This is a genomic window from Bifidobacterium criceti, from assembly GCF_002286935.1.
Lineage (GTDB): Bacteria > Actinomycetota > Actinomycetes > Actinomycetales > Bifidobacteriaceae > Bifidobacterium > Bifidobacterium criceti.
The window spans coordinates 1-15,469 of record NZ_MVOH01000016.1 but is presented as its reverse complement, the minus strand read 5'-3'; the positions used below and the strand labels follow the sequence as shown (position 1 = coordinate 15,469).

Sequence of the window (15,469 nt, the reverse complement as noted above, 5' to 3'; positions counted from 1 at the left end):
AAGGCCGAACTCACGTTTGAGCTCGCGCACCTTGCGCGTCACGGTGGACAATGACACATCAGCGCCGCACTCATCAACCAGACGCCGGTGGATACGGGTCGCCGTATGACGCTGCTTCGACCACGTCCGCCGGTCCTCGGCCAACCAGCCCTCGATCAACGGCACCCACCGGTCGATCTTCGACGGCCGCTCACGCCTCACCGGCGGCCTGTCGGACAGGTCGACCTCCCTGAGGTACTTGCGCACCGTCGGCTCGCTGATACCCAGCTCGCGCGCAATCGCGGCGACGGACGCACCTTCCTTTCGCATGCAACGGATAGAGTGAATGACGGACATGCTGATCATTGCCTTTCCGGACCTTTCAACTGGAAGAAGTCAGACGCTCCCAGTCAAACAAGGCCCTGTAACAGTGGTCGGCATGCTCCCATGACCAAACCCGAAACTTTTACATGACTAAAACCGCAATCTCTAATTGAACACAAACAATCGCGTCGCGGTCCTCACCGAACAAGTCGGAGACCGTCCTGCCCAGCCGGTAGTGCGCGCGCCCGGCGAACTCGTCGCAACGGGACAGCAGCCACCGCGTCAACTGCCGATACCCCTCCGCGCTGGGCTGCGGGACCATGAGGTTGCGGCGCAGGAACCCGACCGCGTTCTCCACGCTGCCCTTCTCCCAGCCGCTGCGCGGATTGCAGAACCGCGCCTCCACGCGATGATGTTCGCAGAACAACTGGAACACCCTGACCACACTGACCTTGTCCCACGCGACACGGTGCGCCGCGCCCGTCGCGTTGTCGAACACCAGCAGCGACGGCACCAGGCCGATATGCTCGAAGATCTCCAACAACCCCTCGCACACGCATTCCGCGTTCTCCCCGGGCATTGCGGCCACATACCGCATGTTCGAATGCGGGAACGTGGCCACCAGGCAATGCACCGTGACCTCGCGGCCGGCAAGCGTGGCCCGGGCCTGGCCGAAATCGACCTGCATCGTGCCGGGCCTCCATTCCAGCTCCATGAACCCGTCCCCCTCGTCGCGACGTTCCTCACGCCACCGCTTGACATACCGTTGGACCATCGAATACGAGCCCTCGAACCCATATTCGGCGACCAGCCGGTCATACACGCGCCGCGCGGTATGCCGCTGCTTGCGCGGCATACGCAAATCGGCGCCGAGCCACGCGTCGACCGTCTGCGCATACGCGTCGATCCCCGACGCGCGCGCCGGACGCGAGGCCGGTTTCGGCGAACAATCCTCCATCTGTGCGTACTTCTTGACGGTCTCCCGCGACACACCCAGGCGCCGCGCTATCTCGCGCCACGGCACCCCTTTCGCGTCAAGGAGTCTGATATCTTGCTGTACTGACACCGGTTTCGTCATTCCTTTCCTTCCCGAAAGCCGTTGGAACCTGCAATTCGGGAAAATATCAAGGTTCGCGCGGAACCGGTGCCCTCATCCCACCGAAGTGATGAAACGGACTAAAACCAACCGCTCACATGGACTAATTCCAGATGCTCAACCGGCCCACTTCCTATTGAACAAACACACACCCCGCGCGCGGAGGCAATAAATGCCTCAAGAACGCACTATGACAGACCGCGTTCATTGCCGCGTTCCACGACCCCGACAGCCACACCTACTACCAGCGCAAATGCGCCGAGGGCAAACGCCACAACGCCGCCATCATCTGTCTGGGCCGCCGCTGCAACGTCCTCTATAGCATGCCCAAAACGGAACCCTTTACCAACCCTCGCATCTGGCGGCCTGAACCTCACACAACCCCCAGGCAAGGCGAAGCATGCCCAAAACCGGCTACCAACACGCGCAATCCACTTGGCAAACAGATAGACACCCCCACGGGAATTCCAACATGACGACACGCCCCCAGCTGCAAGGCGAACGAGGACCTTAGCAACAACTTTTTGCCCATACGCCCAAACTAATGTATTATTGGCTTTCTACCGCGGTGATGCGAAATTCTTTCGAGCAATGATGCAAGGAGAAGTGACGATGACTCAATTCTGGACTGTGCAAAAGCGATCTGTTTTAGACACGGTTATACAAGAGGGTGCGTATTTACCGTCTATATCAGCAAGTGATTATATTCGTAAGATTCCTATGCTTTCACAAACTTACTCTAATATTCATAAAATTTTCTGTGATCTTAATGGATATGATCCTCTTGCGGTTTCCGGAATGGTTTTCGGATTCGCCAAACGAGTCACTTTTGGTGACGATGACGTCCAAGTCGTTCCGTATACCGATTACGAAGATTTTCGGCAATCGATAGGATTTAATCGAGAGGCGGTTCTTTCTTTGTGGCGTGAATTCGAGAAATCCGACGAAGAATACGTCGTTCTCGATTTGTGCTATACAGAGGAGTTCAACTGGATGGCTTTGGATATCAATGATTTTCAGGCGATCATGCCTCCGATAACTCTTGGGCCTCCGTTCCGCGGCGAGGCTTCGCTGGAGCGTATTCTTCTCAGTCTCAGTTCTGGTGTTCCGACGATGTCGGAACTTCCGACGACACTTTACCAAGTGCATGCCCCGTATATCACGCGTCGGAATGTTCGCTATGTTTATCCTATGTTCCCACTCCCGGATTATGAGGATTATTTCTGATAATATAATATGCATGAAAATAGGATATCGTGCAAGGGATTGCATGCCTAGTCCACAATCTTTTTCATGGCCTATTCTCTCGTTGGAATGGGTGGCAAAACTTTCGAATATTGAGGGCGACTAATCGTTATGTGGGATTTTTACAGTACGAATGATGTTGATGAGATATGACAGACTGTGCGAATTGATGTTTTCGGACGTTGTCGAGGAATGCTTTGCTGATGGATTCGGGCCGTTCGCTGTGTACTCACGAGATGATTCCAGAAAGCATGCCCTGATGTCCTACCGAGGTCGATGAAGGTGACTGTGCTGCTTGACGTCGGGATAAGTCGCATGTAACCAAATTCCGTGGAGGGAGAGATGTTCTTACGGTGACCGGTGCTGTGGCCGCTGCCTGTGCTCGCGGCATTCTTCAAAAAATCGCTGCGCAGTATCCGGGGGACGCAGTGATGGCTTCTGCGATATGCGACATCATTGTGTATAGATTGAGTCGGCTGTCGCAGGTGAATCAAATAGATGTTAACACGGCGGTGCAAAGTGCCGCCTCTTCCGTTCCCATGGGGGTGGACGAGGCTAGATATGTGTCCATATGTGATTGTTTCAGATGGAAGATGCTGGAAACTTGCTGGCAGTGAATCTCTGAACGATCGGTGCTGGTGGAGACGATCTGCTGGGCGGGGTCTCCGGGGCAAAATTCTTAACACATTACTATCTCCCTGTCTCTATATGAAGATGATGTAACCTCTCGAAAGCTAATAAAATGACTAGATGTTTATTAACAGCGATTTGTGTTCTTCTTGGTCTTCTCTGTCGGAGCGATCGAGCGCATAGTGCAGTGTGTCCGGTGGAATGGATGCCTCTGACAAGATTCGCGAATCCGAGCAGTCGGCCCCAGTGCAAGATACGGCTCTCCGGGCTCTACCAATCCCTTATATGAATCGATATGATGTCTCTCCATGGTACCGGTGCGACATATGGCGTGAGACTCGCGATAGCTGCCATAAGATCATTTCTCTATGCTTTCCTTGTCTATAGATTTACTGCGGTAGTGCATTACGAAATCGTCGTTTTGTGATTTTCGGATTTGTATGAGCTCTCCGTAAATCGGTTCTCGTCATTCATCGATTCGTTGTGATTTGCTTTTATGCTTGCTGATATGCATACGCGTACAAGGATGTAACGTTTATAAGGATGTAGCGTTTATAAGGAGGCGTCATGTGGACGACGAATGAGCAGCGGTTGCTTGAGTATATGCGCGAATCGCTGAAACAGGAGAAGCTCATCAGCACCGAATTCAAGCGAGGGGACTCGGTGGTCGAGGTTCCCTATGCGGATGTCAAAGCGGGGCGTATCCCCGAGGCGCAGGCCGTCAGATTGCGCAAAGCGGCGAATGGGGCAACGGGCAAGCCGAAGGAATCCGTCGAAGTCGTCATTTCGTTGCGCACGTTGCGCGATGACCGTCATCCCAACGTCTATGAGGCGTTGCTGCTCATCCACGCCAAGATGGATAAGGGTGGCAGACTTTCCTTCGACGCGAACGCCGATCAGGCCTGGATTCCTCTAACACGGCTGCAGTCAGCGAGGCAGGACGCGAATGCGGACCAGGAGGCTTATCTTGCCGGATCGTTGAACCGATACTGGCGGTTCATCACCGAGGAGTCGGTGAAGCTCAACAGCGACGACAACACGGCGTGGACACAATACCTCAATGAGGCGAACCGCCTGTATGACGCCGTTTGCGAAACGCGTGCGTCGCAATTGTCGGATGGATTCACAATCATCAGTGATCCGTGCTATGTGCAGGCGCAGGGGATCATCAATGCCACTGAAGCGATAGAAGAGCTGTATCAGGATGTACTCGATCATCCTGGCCGTACGCCGTTGCTCAAGCATATGCTCAACCCGCAGACCGCCATCACACAGCACCAGCCGGCCGAGGTGCTTGAACATAAGCAGCTTGAGAAGGACGCGCCGTTCGATGCGAAGGCCACCGTGGCTGCGATGATCGCGGACCGTGCATCGGCGTCGCTGCAATTCCCGCCCGCTGATTCGCAACGCGTGGCCATCCATCACTTCTGCCGGATGCCGGAAGGTGATGTCCTCGCGCTCAGCGGCCCTCCCGGAACCGGCAAGACGGCGACCCTCCAGAGCATGATTGGCAATGAGCTTGTCGATCATGCTCTGCGTGAGCAATCCGCGCCTGTGATCGTGGGCACGTCGGCGAACAATCAGGCCGTCACCAATCTCATCGAGTCCTTTTCCACGGTGGCGGACAAGAACCCGGGCCCATTGGATGTGCGATGGCTTCCCCGGGTGGATGAGAATGGCAAGTTGGATGGCGGTGTGTTCCAAGGACTGGCCACATATTTCCCCTCCTCGGCCAAGATCAATGAAGCGAAGAAAAACGGGTATCCGTATGAGTTGCGCCGTGGCAAAGCCATGTACGTCACCTATTCGGATCCGGATTATGTGCGTGCCGCTGTACCGCGGTTCATCGATAACGCGCGGCGGACGCCGTTCCTCAGCACGGGTGTGTTCCCCGCCAATGCGGATGGCGTTGCCTCGCTTCGTTCCGCCATCTTGGGCGGTCTGAAAGCACTTGACAAACTGCGTGTCGAACTCATCGAAGCTGCGCATCAGGCGCTTTTGACACTGCCGGACGTCGACGAGCAGAACAAACAACCGGCATTCGGTCTGATCGCCGACCGTACAGCCGGCATCATCAACCAGATAGCATCACTGCGCATCCTCACTGATGATCAGGTGAAGCGTCTACGTATGTTGTGCGCGCCACGTGGCGCGGCCGAGGAATCCGAAGATCCGCAATTCAAGGATGTAGGCTGCGCCGGAGACGTCTATCGACTCATTGACCGCGCGTTGGACACGACGGTGCGTGAATGCGAATTCTGGCTTGCCGTGCACTATTACGAGTGCACATGGTTCCTTGCGTGCCTCAACGGTGAGACCTTCGATGAGGGCGACAAAGAATACGGATACGCGTATCCGAAGCGGGACGTCAATGACAGATTCTGGCCGCAGATGGCGTCATTGACACCGATGATGGTCATGACGGAAGCCAAGTTGCCTTCGTTCTTCCGTAATTATGAGAAGACGAACAATCATAAGGGTTATGATTTCGGACGCATCGACATGTTGGTGGTGGATGAGGCCGGACAGATTCCCACACCGTTGGGATTGGCGGCGTTTGCGCTCGCCAAGAAGGCCGTCGTGACCGGAGATGTGCTGCAGATTGCGCCTGTCTGGGCGTTCGACCCGGATACGGATGAGGATTTCTCCAGCAATTCGTACATCGATGGACAACTGTGGGAATCAATGCGCGCATACGGCCTGACGGCGTCGGAACCGTCAAGCTTGATGCGTCTTGCCTCAAATGTCACGCCGTGGGATTCGCCGTCAGACAATCCTGAGGATCGTGGACTGTTCCTCTCCGAGCATTACCGCTGCGTCGAGGAAATCATCGAGTATTGCAACGATCTGCTGTACGGCGGACGACTGGTCCCGTCGCGCAAGAACAAACATTGGGAGGAGCAACTCGGCGATATCGTGGGCTATCCGCTCACATACCGTTTCGTGCAGGGATCGCAGTCGCAGACGCAGAACGGCAGCCGATTCAATCTGCAGGAAGCGAAGGCCATCGCTCGGTGGATCGCCGAGCATAAGGACGTACTGACCGAACGATACGCCAAGAACGGCGCGACGCCGGCGATTGGTGATGTGGTCGCCGTCGTCACTCCATTCAGCGCGCAGGCCACGCGTATCACACAGGAGCTTGAACGTACATTGGGGAATGATGCCCGAGGTATCGTCTGCGGCACCGCGCACAAGTTGCAAGGCGCCGAACGGCCGGTCGTGCTGTATTCCTCCGTATACGGCGAATCGGATCCGGAGGCAGGATTCGTCGAAGGGAACCCGAATCTGATGAATGTCGCGGTCTCACGTGCGAAGGATGCGTTCGTCATGTTCTGCGCACCGCGGCGCAAGAAGGATTCCAAGGAGGTCATGCGCAAGTACTTCCAGTTCGCCCAGGAGATGCTCGAAGATGATGCGAGACAGCATGAGCAGGAAGATCTGGGATTCAATGCCGACGTCTCATCGGAACCTGCGGTCACCCTGTCTACGGTTGATGAAACGGCGGAACCCAAGCAGGAGGCGACGCAATCCGCTGAGCCGGAGACAGCGCCTGTTCCTCTTGCGCCTGAAACCGTGGAAGCTGGCAACAGCTGCAATACCGGCGGAGACCATATCTCGGCTCCGGCCCCTGCTATCCAAGTCCAGACAGTCGCGCCTGCTGCCTCGTCGGCAGCGGCTTCTGCGCCGATAACGTCCACCGCTGTGCGCAATGATGGCAAGGTATCGTTGACAACTCTCCTCCGATTCCTTCATGAGGAAGGCCTGCTGGACAAGACGATGACCGCCAGAAACGCGAATCCGCTGCTCGCTGACAAAGGGTTGCTTGTCCATACAGCGCAAGGCTATTGGGTTCCCACTGCCTATGGCAGCCGACTGGGCATTGAAACCATAAGCAATGACGAAGGCAAGATGTGGCCGGTGTATCCAACCAATCTGAGGATGCTCATTCTCGGCATACTGCTGTAATCGGCTGTATTCGGATTTCGGATATCGACGTCAGCTCCGTCGTCGGTATCCGAAAATCACATCATGAGTATGTGAATGTGAATATGCGTGTGTACGCGTGCGCATATGCTGCGTATGAGGCATAAATCCGTATATATCGTATGTATAGTGACTCGTATGAGTGTGGACGTACAGTGAGCGGTACGTGTATTGACGCTATTTTCTCCCACGCTCTCCATCCGCCCCCTCTCTGATCTGCCCCACAAGCCGCTCAAATCGCGCGTCGCGCGCTTTGCCGCGCAATTCGCATTCCCATACGTCGATCACACGCCAGCCCATCCGTCTCAGCTCGTCGTGCTGACGGCGGTCGCGGTCGCGGTTGCGCGTGAGCTTCGCCGTCCAGAATTCCACGTTCGATTTCGGCATATGGAACGACGCACAGTCTTCATGCATGTGCCAAAAGCAACCATTGACGAACACAATCGTGTGGTATTTCGGGAGGACGATATCCGGGTGTCCGGGGAACCGTTTGTCGTTTTTGCGGAACCTGAATCCCTGCGCGAACAGGTATGACCGCACCATTTTCTCGATCGACGTGTCCTTGCCGCGTATGCGTGACATCGTATAGCTGCGCGTGCCGCGCTCGTACCGGGGTTTGTCGTGCGATTGGGGTTGTGTCACGTCACCCAGTATCGCCAGGGTGATGGATCTGGCGATCTTTGGGTGCCTTCTTTCGCTGACTCGCGGCGTGTCGCGCCGCGAAGGCCGCGACACGCCGCGAGGCGCGCTCTTGAAACACCCAAAGATAAGGAGATAGGTTTCGGGGCGCACCCAACGATCCCCAGATACCACACATCAGCGCCAACCGCGCACGATCTGGAACCGCAAGGTGCACAGGACGTCCACGATGATGTCGTCGAGGGGGCCGGATGAATAGTCGAGCATTGCATAGGACGCGTAGCCGTCTTCGAGCTGCCACAACGTCGCGCAAGTGAACCCGTTCGCGGCGGCGCCGTGGAACCGCAGCAACGCGTGGCGTTGCGCGGTGTGTGCGGCATCATCGTGCGGTGCGGATGTGCAGTGCAGCTCGAACGCACATGGGTCGTCCGCGCTCACCACCACCGATATCGACGGCGCCGCGCGCAACCCATCCCTATCCCCGTCCCAGATATCAGGTGCGAACAGGGTGATGCGTTGTTCGAGTACGTCGGCGGTGACCGTCACCGGATTGCCGACCGTGCTGATGAGGTCATGGTACGCGTAGGCGATGCGGCGCGCGGAGCATGCGGACGGCGCGTCCATATCTATCGTCGTCAGGATGCGCTGCGACGCGGATGTGTCGCGCGTCAGCTCGGTGAACGTCGCGGACAGGCCGTCGTCGTAGCTGCAGTCGAGCATGACCGTACGTCCGTGGTTCGCCGACGCCTCCATATGCAGACTGTCGTGCGAGTCCGGATCGTCGCAGAGCCGCATGAGCGCGATCGTAAGTTCGTTTTCCGATGCCATGCGCCCATCATACCGAGTGTGACGCGTGCCGCACTGCGGTACGCTGACGCCGATCTGAGCATGCCGCGCTGCGGAATGGAACGCGCTGCGGCATGTGCGCACCGCATACTCCACGCGGGATTTGTTCACCGGTGGCTATTTCCGGTTCCCAAACATCGTCGGCGGCACGAAGATGGTACTCAGCAAGACGGAAGCGGCGGCGCGCGCCGCGCGCATTCCGTGCCTGAACCACCGATAGGAGGACATCATGGCAGACAAGCCAACTATTGCATTCGTTGAGACGTCGCTCACCGACGGTTCGTTCGAAGCGGACCTCGCGAAGGAGATCATGAGCATCGTCGGCGACCGCGCCGAGACGATCACCGTTGATTATGAGGATCTGCCGCTCGCCGGCGAGTCCCCGGAGTATCCGCTTCCGGAGGCTGCGCTCGCTGTGCGCGACAAGCTCGGCAACGCGGACGCCGTGTGGGTCGTCGTCTCCGAATACAAGAAGACGATCCCGGATTCGCTGCGCAACCTGTTCGATTGGCTGTCGCTGCCGTCGACGAAGGATGAGGAGGGCAAGAACGTCCTCGACGAGAAGCCGGTCGCGATTTCCGGTGTCGGTGGTTTCGAGGAGCTGCATCCGCGCATCATGGTCGGTGATCTGCTTGAGGATGCCGGCATGCGTCTCTTCCCGGTCGAGGTCGGCCTGTCCGTTCCGGATGAGGCCGTCGAGACGGGTGATTGGGCGATGACGGAAGCCGATCAGGAGGCGCTGCGCACGCAGGCCGACGATTTCCTGACCTTCGTCTCCGAGAACGAAGTGAAGTGATGAGGTCATGTCCGCGCGTTGTGCGTGGACATGATTGACGTCGATGACGACCCACGATCCTCCGTCGAGGTTCGTGGGTCGTCGTGTTGTTCGGCACCGTCAGTGCCGTCGAACAGTATCGTCATCGTTATGCCGTGAGCATACAACAATTGTATCTGCAACTGTTGTATCGACGACGATTTAGAATGACCGTGCATTGTCGCGAGCACCTCCGCTGTCCGCGGTGGAACCGTTCGCGCGGTGGGCGAGCGGAAAGGAGACGGCTGTGGGTATCGGGAACACGGATGACGCGCGCGATGGGATGTGTCTGAAGCCGAGTCTCGAGATCCGCGCGGTGCACCATCTCATCGGACGGTATTGGAATGTCGTCACGCCGCCCGAGTCCACAGGGTCGGGCACGAATATGCCGATCATCCTGTATCTGCACGACCATCGTGATGAGGATGTCTTCCAGTACGACATCGAGCGCGCGTTTTCGATCACGCGGTCGACGGCGTCGCGTGTCCTCGCGTTGATGGAGAAGAAAGGTCTCATCACGCGCACGAGTGTGCAATGGGATGCGCGTGTGCGCAAGATCGCGCTCACGGACGCCGCCGGTGCGATCGTCGCGCAATTGCAACGGCGTGCGCAGGAGCTTGAGGACACGTTGTTCAAAGGGTTCTCCGATGACGAGCAGCGGCGGTTCCTCGGCGACCTCGGGCGCATGAAAGCGAACCTCGTCGCGACCGGGCTCGTGGGCGGCGAGGCGGCGCCGGATGCAAACGCCGAGGCGGCCGAAGCCGCGACACCCACCGAACAATCCGAACAATCCGAACACACGGCACCCACAACCACAAACGCATAGGAGCTAGGAAAGGAGCAGGGCAGTGAGCGCAACAACAGCAGCAGCCGACGCCGGGGCGAAGGCACCCCAGGCGCGCCCGGCGGCGCCGCAACAGCCGCCGAGCAAGAAGCATGTGATACGCACGCTCGGCAGATCGCTGCGTGAATACAAGAAGGCGAGCATCCTCTCGCCGTTGTTCGTCATCGTCGAGGCCGTCATCGAGATCCTCATCCCGTCGGTCATCGCCGTCCTCATCGACAGGGGCATCACCGGCGAATCGATGCCGGACATCTGGAAGTACGGCCTCATCCTCATCGCATGCGCGGCCGTGTCGCTCATCGCGGGCTTCCTGTCGGGACGGTTCGCGGCGATCGCGTCGTCCGGTTTCGCGAAGAACCTGCGCCATGACGAGTTCGAGCAGGTGCAGCGTTTCAGTTTCGCGAACATCGACCGGTTCTCGACCGGTTCGATCATCACGAGGCTCACGACCGACGTGACGAACGTGCAGAACGCGTACCAGATGATCATCCGCGTCGGCATGCGCGCCCCGGTCATGCTCATCGTCGCGTGGATCTTCGCGTTCCGCATCAGCCCGCAGATCTCGATGGTGTTCCTCGCGTGCATCCCGGTCCTCGCGGTCGGCCTGTTCGGCCTCATCATCATCGTCCATCCGATCTTCGAACGCGTCTTCCACACATACGACGAGCTCAACAATGTCGTCGACGAGAACCTGCAGGGCATCCGCGTCGTCAAATCCTTCAACCGTGAGGATTTCGAGGACAGGAAGTTCGGCCGCATCTCCCAGAAGATCTATGCGCTGTTCTGCAAGGCGGAGAAGCTGTTGTCGATCAACTCGCCGCTGTTCAACGTGTGCATGTACGCGTCGCTCATCACGATCGCGTGGGTCGGCGCACGCCAGATCGTCGCGTCCGGCAACAACGCGTCGGTCGGCCTGACGACGGGCGACCTGACCGCGCTCGTGACGTACGCGATGCAGATCATGATGGCGATGATGATGCTGTCGATGATCTTCGTCATGGTCATCATCTCGCGCGCGTCCGCGGAACGCATCTGTGGCGTCCTCACCGAGGAGAGCACGATTCGCGAGACCGCCGACCCCGTCACCGACGTCGCCGACGGTTCGATCGATTTCGACCATGTGACGTTCCGGTATTCCGACCATTCCGAACGTCCGGTCCTCGATGACATCGATCTGCACATCCGCTCCGGCCAGACGATCGGCATCGTCGGCGGCACCGGTTCCGCGAAATCGTCGCTCGTGCAGCTCATCCCACGTCTGTACGACGTCTCCTCCGGAACACTCAAGGTCGGCGGCGTCGACGTGCGCGACTACGAACTCGAGGCGTTGCGCGACGAGGTCGCGATGGTGCTGCAGAAGAACGTGTTGTTCGCGGGCACGATCGCTGAGAACCTGCGCTGGGGCAACCCGTACGCGACCGACGAGGAGATACGCCACGCGTGCGAGCTCGCACAGGCCGACGGATTCATCCAGGAATTCCCGGACAAATACGACACCTACATCGAGCAGGGCGGCACGAACGTCTCGGGCGGCCAACGGCAGCGTCTGTGCATCGCACGCGCGTTGCTCAAGAAACCGAAGATCCTGATCCTCGACGATTCGACGTCCGCGGTCGATACGAAAACGGACAAACTCATCCGTGAGGCGTTCCACCATGAGATCCCGAACACGACGAAGATCATCATCGCGCAGCGCGTCGCATCGGTCGAGGAATCGGACAAGATCGTCGTCATGCACGAAGGGCGCATCCTCGACCAGGGTACGAACGCGGAACTGCTCGAACGGTGCGAGGAATACCGCAGCATCTACGAATCGCAGACGCAACAGCATGCACAACAGGACCTCGACAAGGAATCCCAGGACCTGCACGAGGAGGAATCCGAAGCGAGCGGCTTCACGACCGACTACGACGAGGACACGCGCACAAGCGACGTCATCGCGCGCCAGAAGGAACGTGAACGCGAACGCGAAGCCGACGTCGCACAGGACATCGAAGCAATCAAAGGAGGTGAACGATGAGCGCAGCAGCGGCGACGGCGGCACAGACGGCCGTCAGTGACAAGGACACCCTCAACGACGACGCGCGCATGCCAGACGCGAACGGTATGCAGAACAAGCCTCGTGAGAAGGCGAAGAAAGGCACGCTCAAACGCCTGCTCAAATACGTGTTCGCCTACCGGGCGCGCATGGTCTTCATCATCATCGCGATCATCGTATCCGCGATCGCGCAGGCGGGATCGGCATTGTTCCTGCAGGCGCTCATCGACCGTTACATCATGCCGCTCGTCGGGCAGAGCGTGCCGCAATGGGCGCCGCTCATCCAGGCGCTCGTCTTCATGGGCATCCTGTACGCGCTCGGCACGTTCAGCGCATGGCTGTACTCGTATCTGCTCGTCGGCGTCGAACAGGGCGTCATGAAGGAGATCCGAGACGAGATGTTCGCACACATGCAGACACTGCCGATCTCCTATTTCGACACGCATGAACACGGCGACGTCATGAGCCGCTACACGAACGACACCGACACGTTGCGCCAGGCGATCAGCCAATCGCTCCCGCAGATGTTCGCGTCGGGCGTCTCCGCGCTCGCGGCGCTCATCTCGATGCTCTACCTGTCGATCCCGTACACGGTCTTCGTCCTCGTGTTCACGGCGCTCCTGCTGCTGCTCATCCGCGTGATCGTGAGCCGCTCGGGACGCTACTTCGTCGTGCAGCAGCAGGAACTCGGCGACGTCAACGCGTTCGTCGAGGAATCGGTCAACGGGCAGAAGGTCATCAAGGTCTTCAACCACGAGGACGCGACGCAGGCGGCGTTCGACGAACGCAACGAACGCCTCTACCACGCGAGCGCGAGCGCGAACACCTACGGCAACGTGCTCATGCCGGTCGTCGGCAACATGGGCTACCTGCTCTACGTGCTGTCCGCGATCTTCGGCGGCCTCGCCGCGCTCGGCAACTGGGGCAACCTCAGCTTCTCCGGCGCGACGTTCACGATCGGCACGATCATCTCATTGCTCACGCTGTCAAGGTCCTTCGTCAACCCGATCGGCCAGGTCTCGCAGCAGATGACGATGGTCATGATGGCGCTCGCGGGCGCGTCGCGCATCTTCGCGCTGATGGATGAACCGCCGGAGCAGGACAACGGCACCGTCACGCTCGTCAATGTCGAGCTCGCGTCGGACGGGCGCACGATGACGGAGACGCCGAAGAAGACCGGGCATTGGGCGTGGAAGCGCGAGGCGAGCGACGATGGCACGCGTTCGCGCGAAGCGGCGAAGCGGCTCAGCAAACGCGCGGCAGAAGTCGCCGAGGAGGCGCACGAAGAGGCGGTCACATCGGCCGATGGCAGGCTCACATTGCTGCGCGGCGACGTGCGCTTCACCGACGTCACATTCGGATACAACCCGGACAAGCCGGTCCTGCATGACATCACGTGGTTCGCGAAACCGGGCCAGAAGATCGCGCTTGTGGGCGCGACCGGCGCCGGCAAGACGACGATCACGAACCTCATCAACCGCTTCTACGACATCCAGGAAGGCATGATCCTCTACGACGGCATCAACGTCAAGGGCATCAGGAAGCCGGACCTGAGGCGTTCGCTCGGCATCGTGCTGCAGGACGTCAACCTGTTCACCGGCACCGTCATGGACAACATCCGCTACGGCAAGCTCGACGCGACCGATGACGAATGCATCGCCGCGGCGAAGCTCGTCAACGCGGACTCGTTCATCCGCATGCTGCCCGACGGCTACCAGACGGTGCTGTCGGGCGACGGCTCGGGCCTGTCGCAAGGCCAGCGCCAGCTCATCTCGATCGCGCGCGCCGCGGTCGCCGATCCGCCGGCGCTCATCCTCGACGAGGCGACGTCGTCGATCGACACGCGCACCGAGGAAGTCGTCCAGGCCGGCATGGACAACCTGATGAAGGGGCGCACGGTGTTCGTCATCGCGCACCGCCTGTCGACGGTCAGGAACTCGGACGTCATCATGGTGCTCGACCACGGCCGCATCATCGAACGCGGCTCGCATGATGAGCTCATGGCAGAAAAGGGCGAATACTACCAGCTGTATACCGGCTCAATCGAACTCGAGTGATCACGCGCCGGTCCGAACAGTGGGCGTGCAAGGCGGCTGTGTGGGCGTTCCCAGGGGGCGGCCACACAGCCGCCTTGCGTATATGGGTCGGTCGGCTGTTTCCTAAACGATTTGCTTAAATATATTTTAATATGCTATACTATGTTGCATGTTGGTGAAGGAATGGGCCGAGCGTGAGCATCTGCACCCGCAGACCGTGTGGAAATGGTGCCGTCAGGGCACCATGCCCGTCCCCGTGGAGCGCACGCCGTCTGGCATGTGGCTCATCCACGACCCGAAATACGAGGCCATGCCGCAATCGAAAAGCATGGAACCCCGCACCGTCTGCTATGCGCGAGTGTCCAGCGGCGAGCAAAAGAACGACCTGCGACGTCAGGCCGACCGACTGAAAGCGTTCGCCCTTGGCATGGGCGTCGAGAAGCCCGAGGTGGTCACGGAGACGGGTTCCGGCATGAACGACAGGCGGCGCAAGCTCAACCGGTTGTTGTCCGACCCGACCGTGGGCACGCTGATCGTGGAGCACAGGGACAGGCTCGCCCGCATGAACGCGGGACTGGTGGAGAGCGCGTTGAAAGCGCAGGGACGCCGGATCGTCGTGGTGGACGACACGGAACTGGACGACGATCTGGTGCGCGACATGAGCGAGGTGCTGACCTCGTTGTGCGCGAGGCTGTACGGACGCCGCGCGGCCAAGCGCAAGACGGACGCGGCGTTGAAGGCGGCACGCGATGCTTGAGGCGGTCAAGGTGGCGCTTGACCCGACGCCACGGCAGGAACGACTCTTGGAGTCTCATGCTGGTGCGGCGCGGTTCGTCTACAACGCGGGACTCGCTCATGTCAAGGACATGCTCGAACGTGGCGATAAACCCGAATGGTCGTACTACGGGCTGCGCAGGTGGTGGAACCAAGCCAAGAACACACTCGCCGTGGACAAGACCACGGGAGAAACATGGTGGCCGGAGAACAGCAA

11 protein-coding genes and 2 pseudogenes are annotated in these 15,469 nt (G+C 59.0%); 9 read left to right on the top strand and 4 right to left on the bottom strand.

What is annotated here, in order from left to right:
* Positions 1 to 336, bottom strand: a 336-nt coding sequence (locus B1526_RS07385) for a helix-turn-helix domain-containing protein (RefSeq protein ID WP_235607103.1), incomplete at its 3' end; no start/stop codon positions are given.
* A gap of 154 nt (positions 337 to 490) precedes the next feature.
* Positions 491 to 1,381: pseudogene (gene istA, locus B1526_RS07380) on the bottom strand (IS21 family transposase); the annotation flags it as partial.
* Between the two features lie 167 nt (positions 1,382 to 1,548).
* On the opposite strand from istA, the pseudogene B1526_RS09335 reads away from it, so the two are divergent.
* The 3 genes and pseudogenes from B1526_RS09335 to B1526_RS07370 all read left to right on the top strand — a co-directional run.
* Positions 1,549 to 1,737 (top strand): annotated as a pseudogene (locus tag B1526_RS09335) (IS110 family transposase); the annotation flags it as partial.
* A 274-nt stretch (positions 1,738 to 2,011) separates the two neighbouring features.
* Positions 2,012 to 2,626, top strand: a complete 615-nt coding sequence (locus B1526_RS07375; RefSeq protein WP_133088511.1) for a hypothetical protein — start codon at positions 2,012 to 2,014, stop codon at positions 2,624 to 2,626.
* Between the two features lie 1,215 nt (positions 2,627 to 3,841).
* Positions 3,842 to 7,243 carry a DEAD/DEAH box helicase gene (locus B1526_RS07370; RefSeq protein ID WP_095615422.1) on the top strand — a complete coding sequence of 1,134 codons (3,402 nt, stop codon included), beginning with the start codon at positions 3,842 to 3,844 and terminating at the stop codon, positions 7,241 to 7,243.
* A 195-nt stretch (positions 7,244 to 7,438) separates the two neighbouring features.
* Here the strand turns inward: B1526_RS07370 and B1526_RS07365 are convergent, their stop codons facing one another.
* Both B1526_RS07365 and B1526_RS07360 read right to left on the bottom strand, forming a co-directional pair.
* Positions 7,439 to 7,843: a very short patch repair endonuclease gene (locus B1526_RS07365; RefSeq protein ID WP_095615426.1), complete on the bottom strand. Its 405-nt coding sequence runs from the start codon at positions 7,841 to 7,843 to the stop codon at positions 7,439 to 7,441.
* Positions 7,844 to 8,077: 234 nt separating this feature from the next.
* Entirely contained in the window at positions 8,078 to 8,728 is a 651-nt protein-coding gene (locus B1526_RS07360) for a hypothetical protein (protein WP_095615421.1), read from the bottom strand.
* Between the two features lie 247 nt (positions 8,729 to 8,975).
* On the opposite strand from B1526_RS07360, the gene B1526_RS07355 reads away from it, so the two are divergent.
* From B1526_RS07355 to B1526_RS07330, 6 genes are all read left to right on the top strand, one after another.
* Positions 8,976 to 9,542 (top strand): NADPH-dependent FMN reductase, encoded by a 567-nt coding sequence (locus tag B1526_RS07355; protein WP_095615420.1) that lies wholly within the window; start codon positions 8,976 to 8,978, stop codon positions 9,540 to 9,542.
* A gap of 265 nt (positions 9,543 to 9,807) precedes the next feature.
* Complete coding sequence (locus B1526_RS07350) at positions 9,808 to 10,386, top strand: MarR family winged helix-turn-helix transcriptional regulator (protein ID WP_235607102.1); 579 nt, start codon at positions 9,808 to 9,810, stop codon at positions 10,384 to 10,386.
* A 112-nt stretch (positions 10,387 to 10,498) separates the two neighbouring features.
* Positions 10,499 to 12,424: an ABC transporter ATP-binding protein gene (locus B1526_RS07345; protein ID WP_095615424.1), complete on the top strand. Its 1,926-nt coding sequence runs from the start codon at positions 10,499 to 10,501 to the stop codon at positions 12,422 to 12,424.
* Between the two features lie 68 nt (positions 12,425 to 12,492).
* Positions 12,493 to 14,499: an ABC transporter ATP-binding protein gene (locus B1526_RS07340; protein WP_201260144.1), complete on the top strand. Its 2,007-nt coding sequence runs from the start codon at positions 12,493 to 12,495 to the stop codon at positions 14,497 to 14,499.
* Positions 14,500 to 14,647: 148 nt separating this feature from the next.
* Entirely contained in the window at positions 14,648 to 15,235 is a 588-nt protein-coding gene (locus B1526_RS07335; protein ID WP_095615418.1) for an IS607 family transposase, read from the top strand.
* Positions 15,228 to 15,469: helix-turn-helix domain-containing protein (locus tag B1526_RS07330; protein WP_157908699.1), on the top strand; the 242-nt coding region annotated here is incomplete at its 3' end. The genes B1526_RS07335 and B1526_RS07330, both read left to right, overlap by 8 nt.

Excerpts from the sequence above, each read along its gene's own strand:
- B1526_RS07355 (WP_095615420.1), top strand. The coding sequence starts at position 8,976 with ATGGCAGACAAGCCAACTATTGCATTCGTTGAGACGTCGCTCACCGAC.
- B1526_RS07375 (WP_133088511.1), top strand. The coding sequence starts at position 2,012 with ATGACTCAATTCTGGACTGTGCAAAAGCGATCTGTTTTAGACACGGTT.
- B1526_RS07370 (WP_095615422.1), top strand. The coding sequence starts at position 3,842 with ATGTGGACGACGAATGAGCAGCGGTTGCTTGAGTATATGCGCGAATCG.
- B1526_RS07335 (WP_095615418.1), top strand. The coding sequence starts at position 14,648 with ATGTTGGTGAAGGAATGGGCCGAGCGTGAGCATCTGCACCCGCAGACC.
- B1526_RS07340 (WP_201260144.1), top strand. The coding sequence starts at position 12,493 with ATGCCAGACGCGAACGGTATGCAGAACAAGCCTCGTGAGAAGGCGAAG.
- B1526_RS07365 (WP_095615426.1), bottom strand. The coding sequence starts at position 7,843 with ATGTCACGCATACGCGGCAAGGACACGTCGATCGAGAAAATGGTGCGG.
- B1526_RS07360 (WP_095615421.1), bottom strand. The coding sequence starts at position 8,728 with ATGGCATCGGAAAACGAACTTACGATCGCGCTCATGCGGCTCTGCGAC.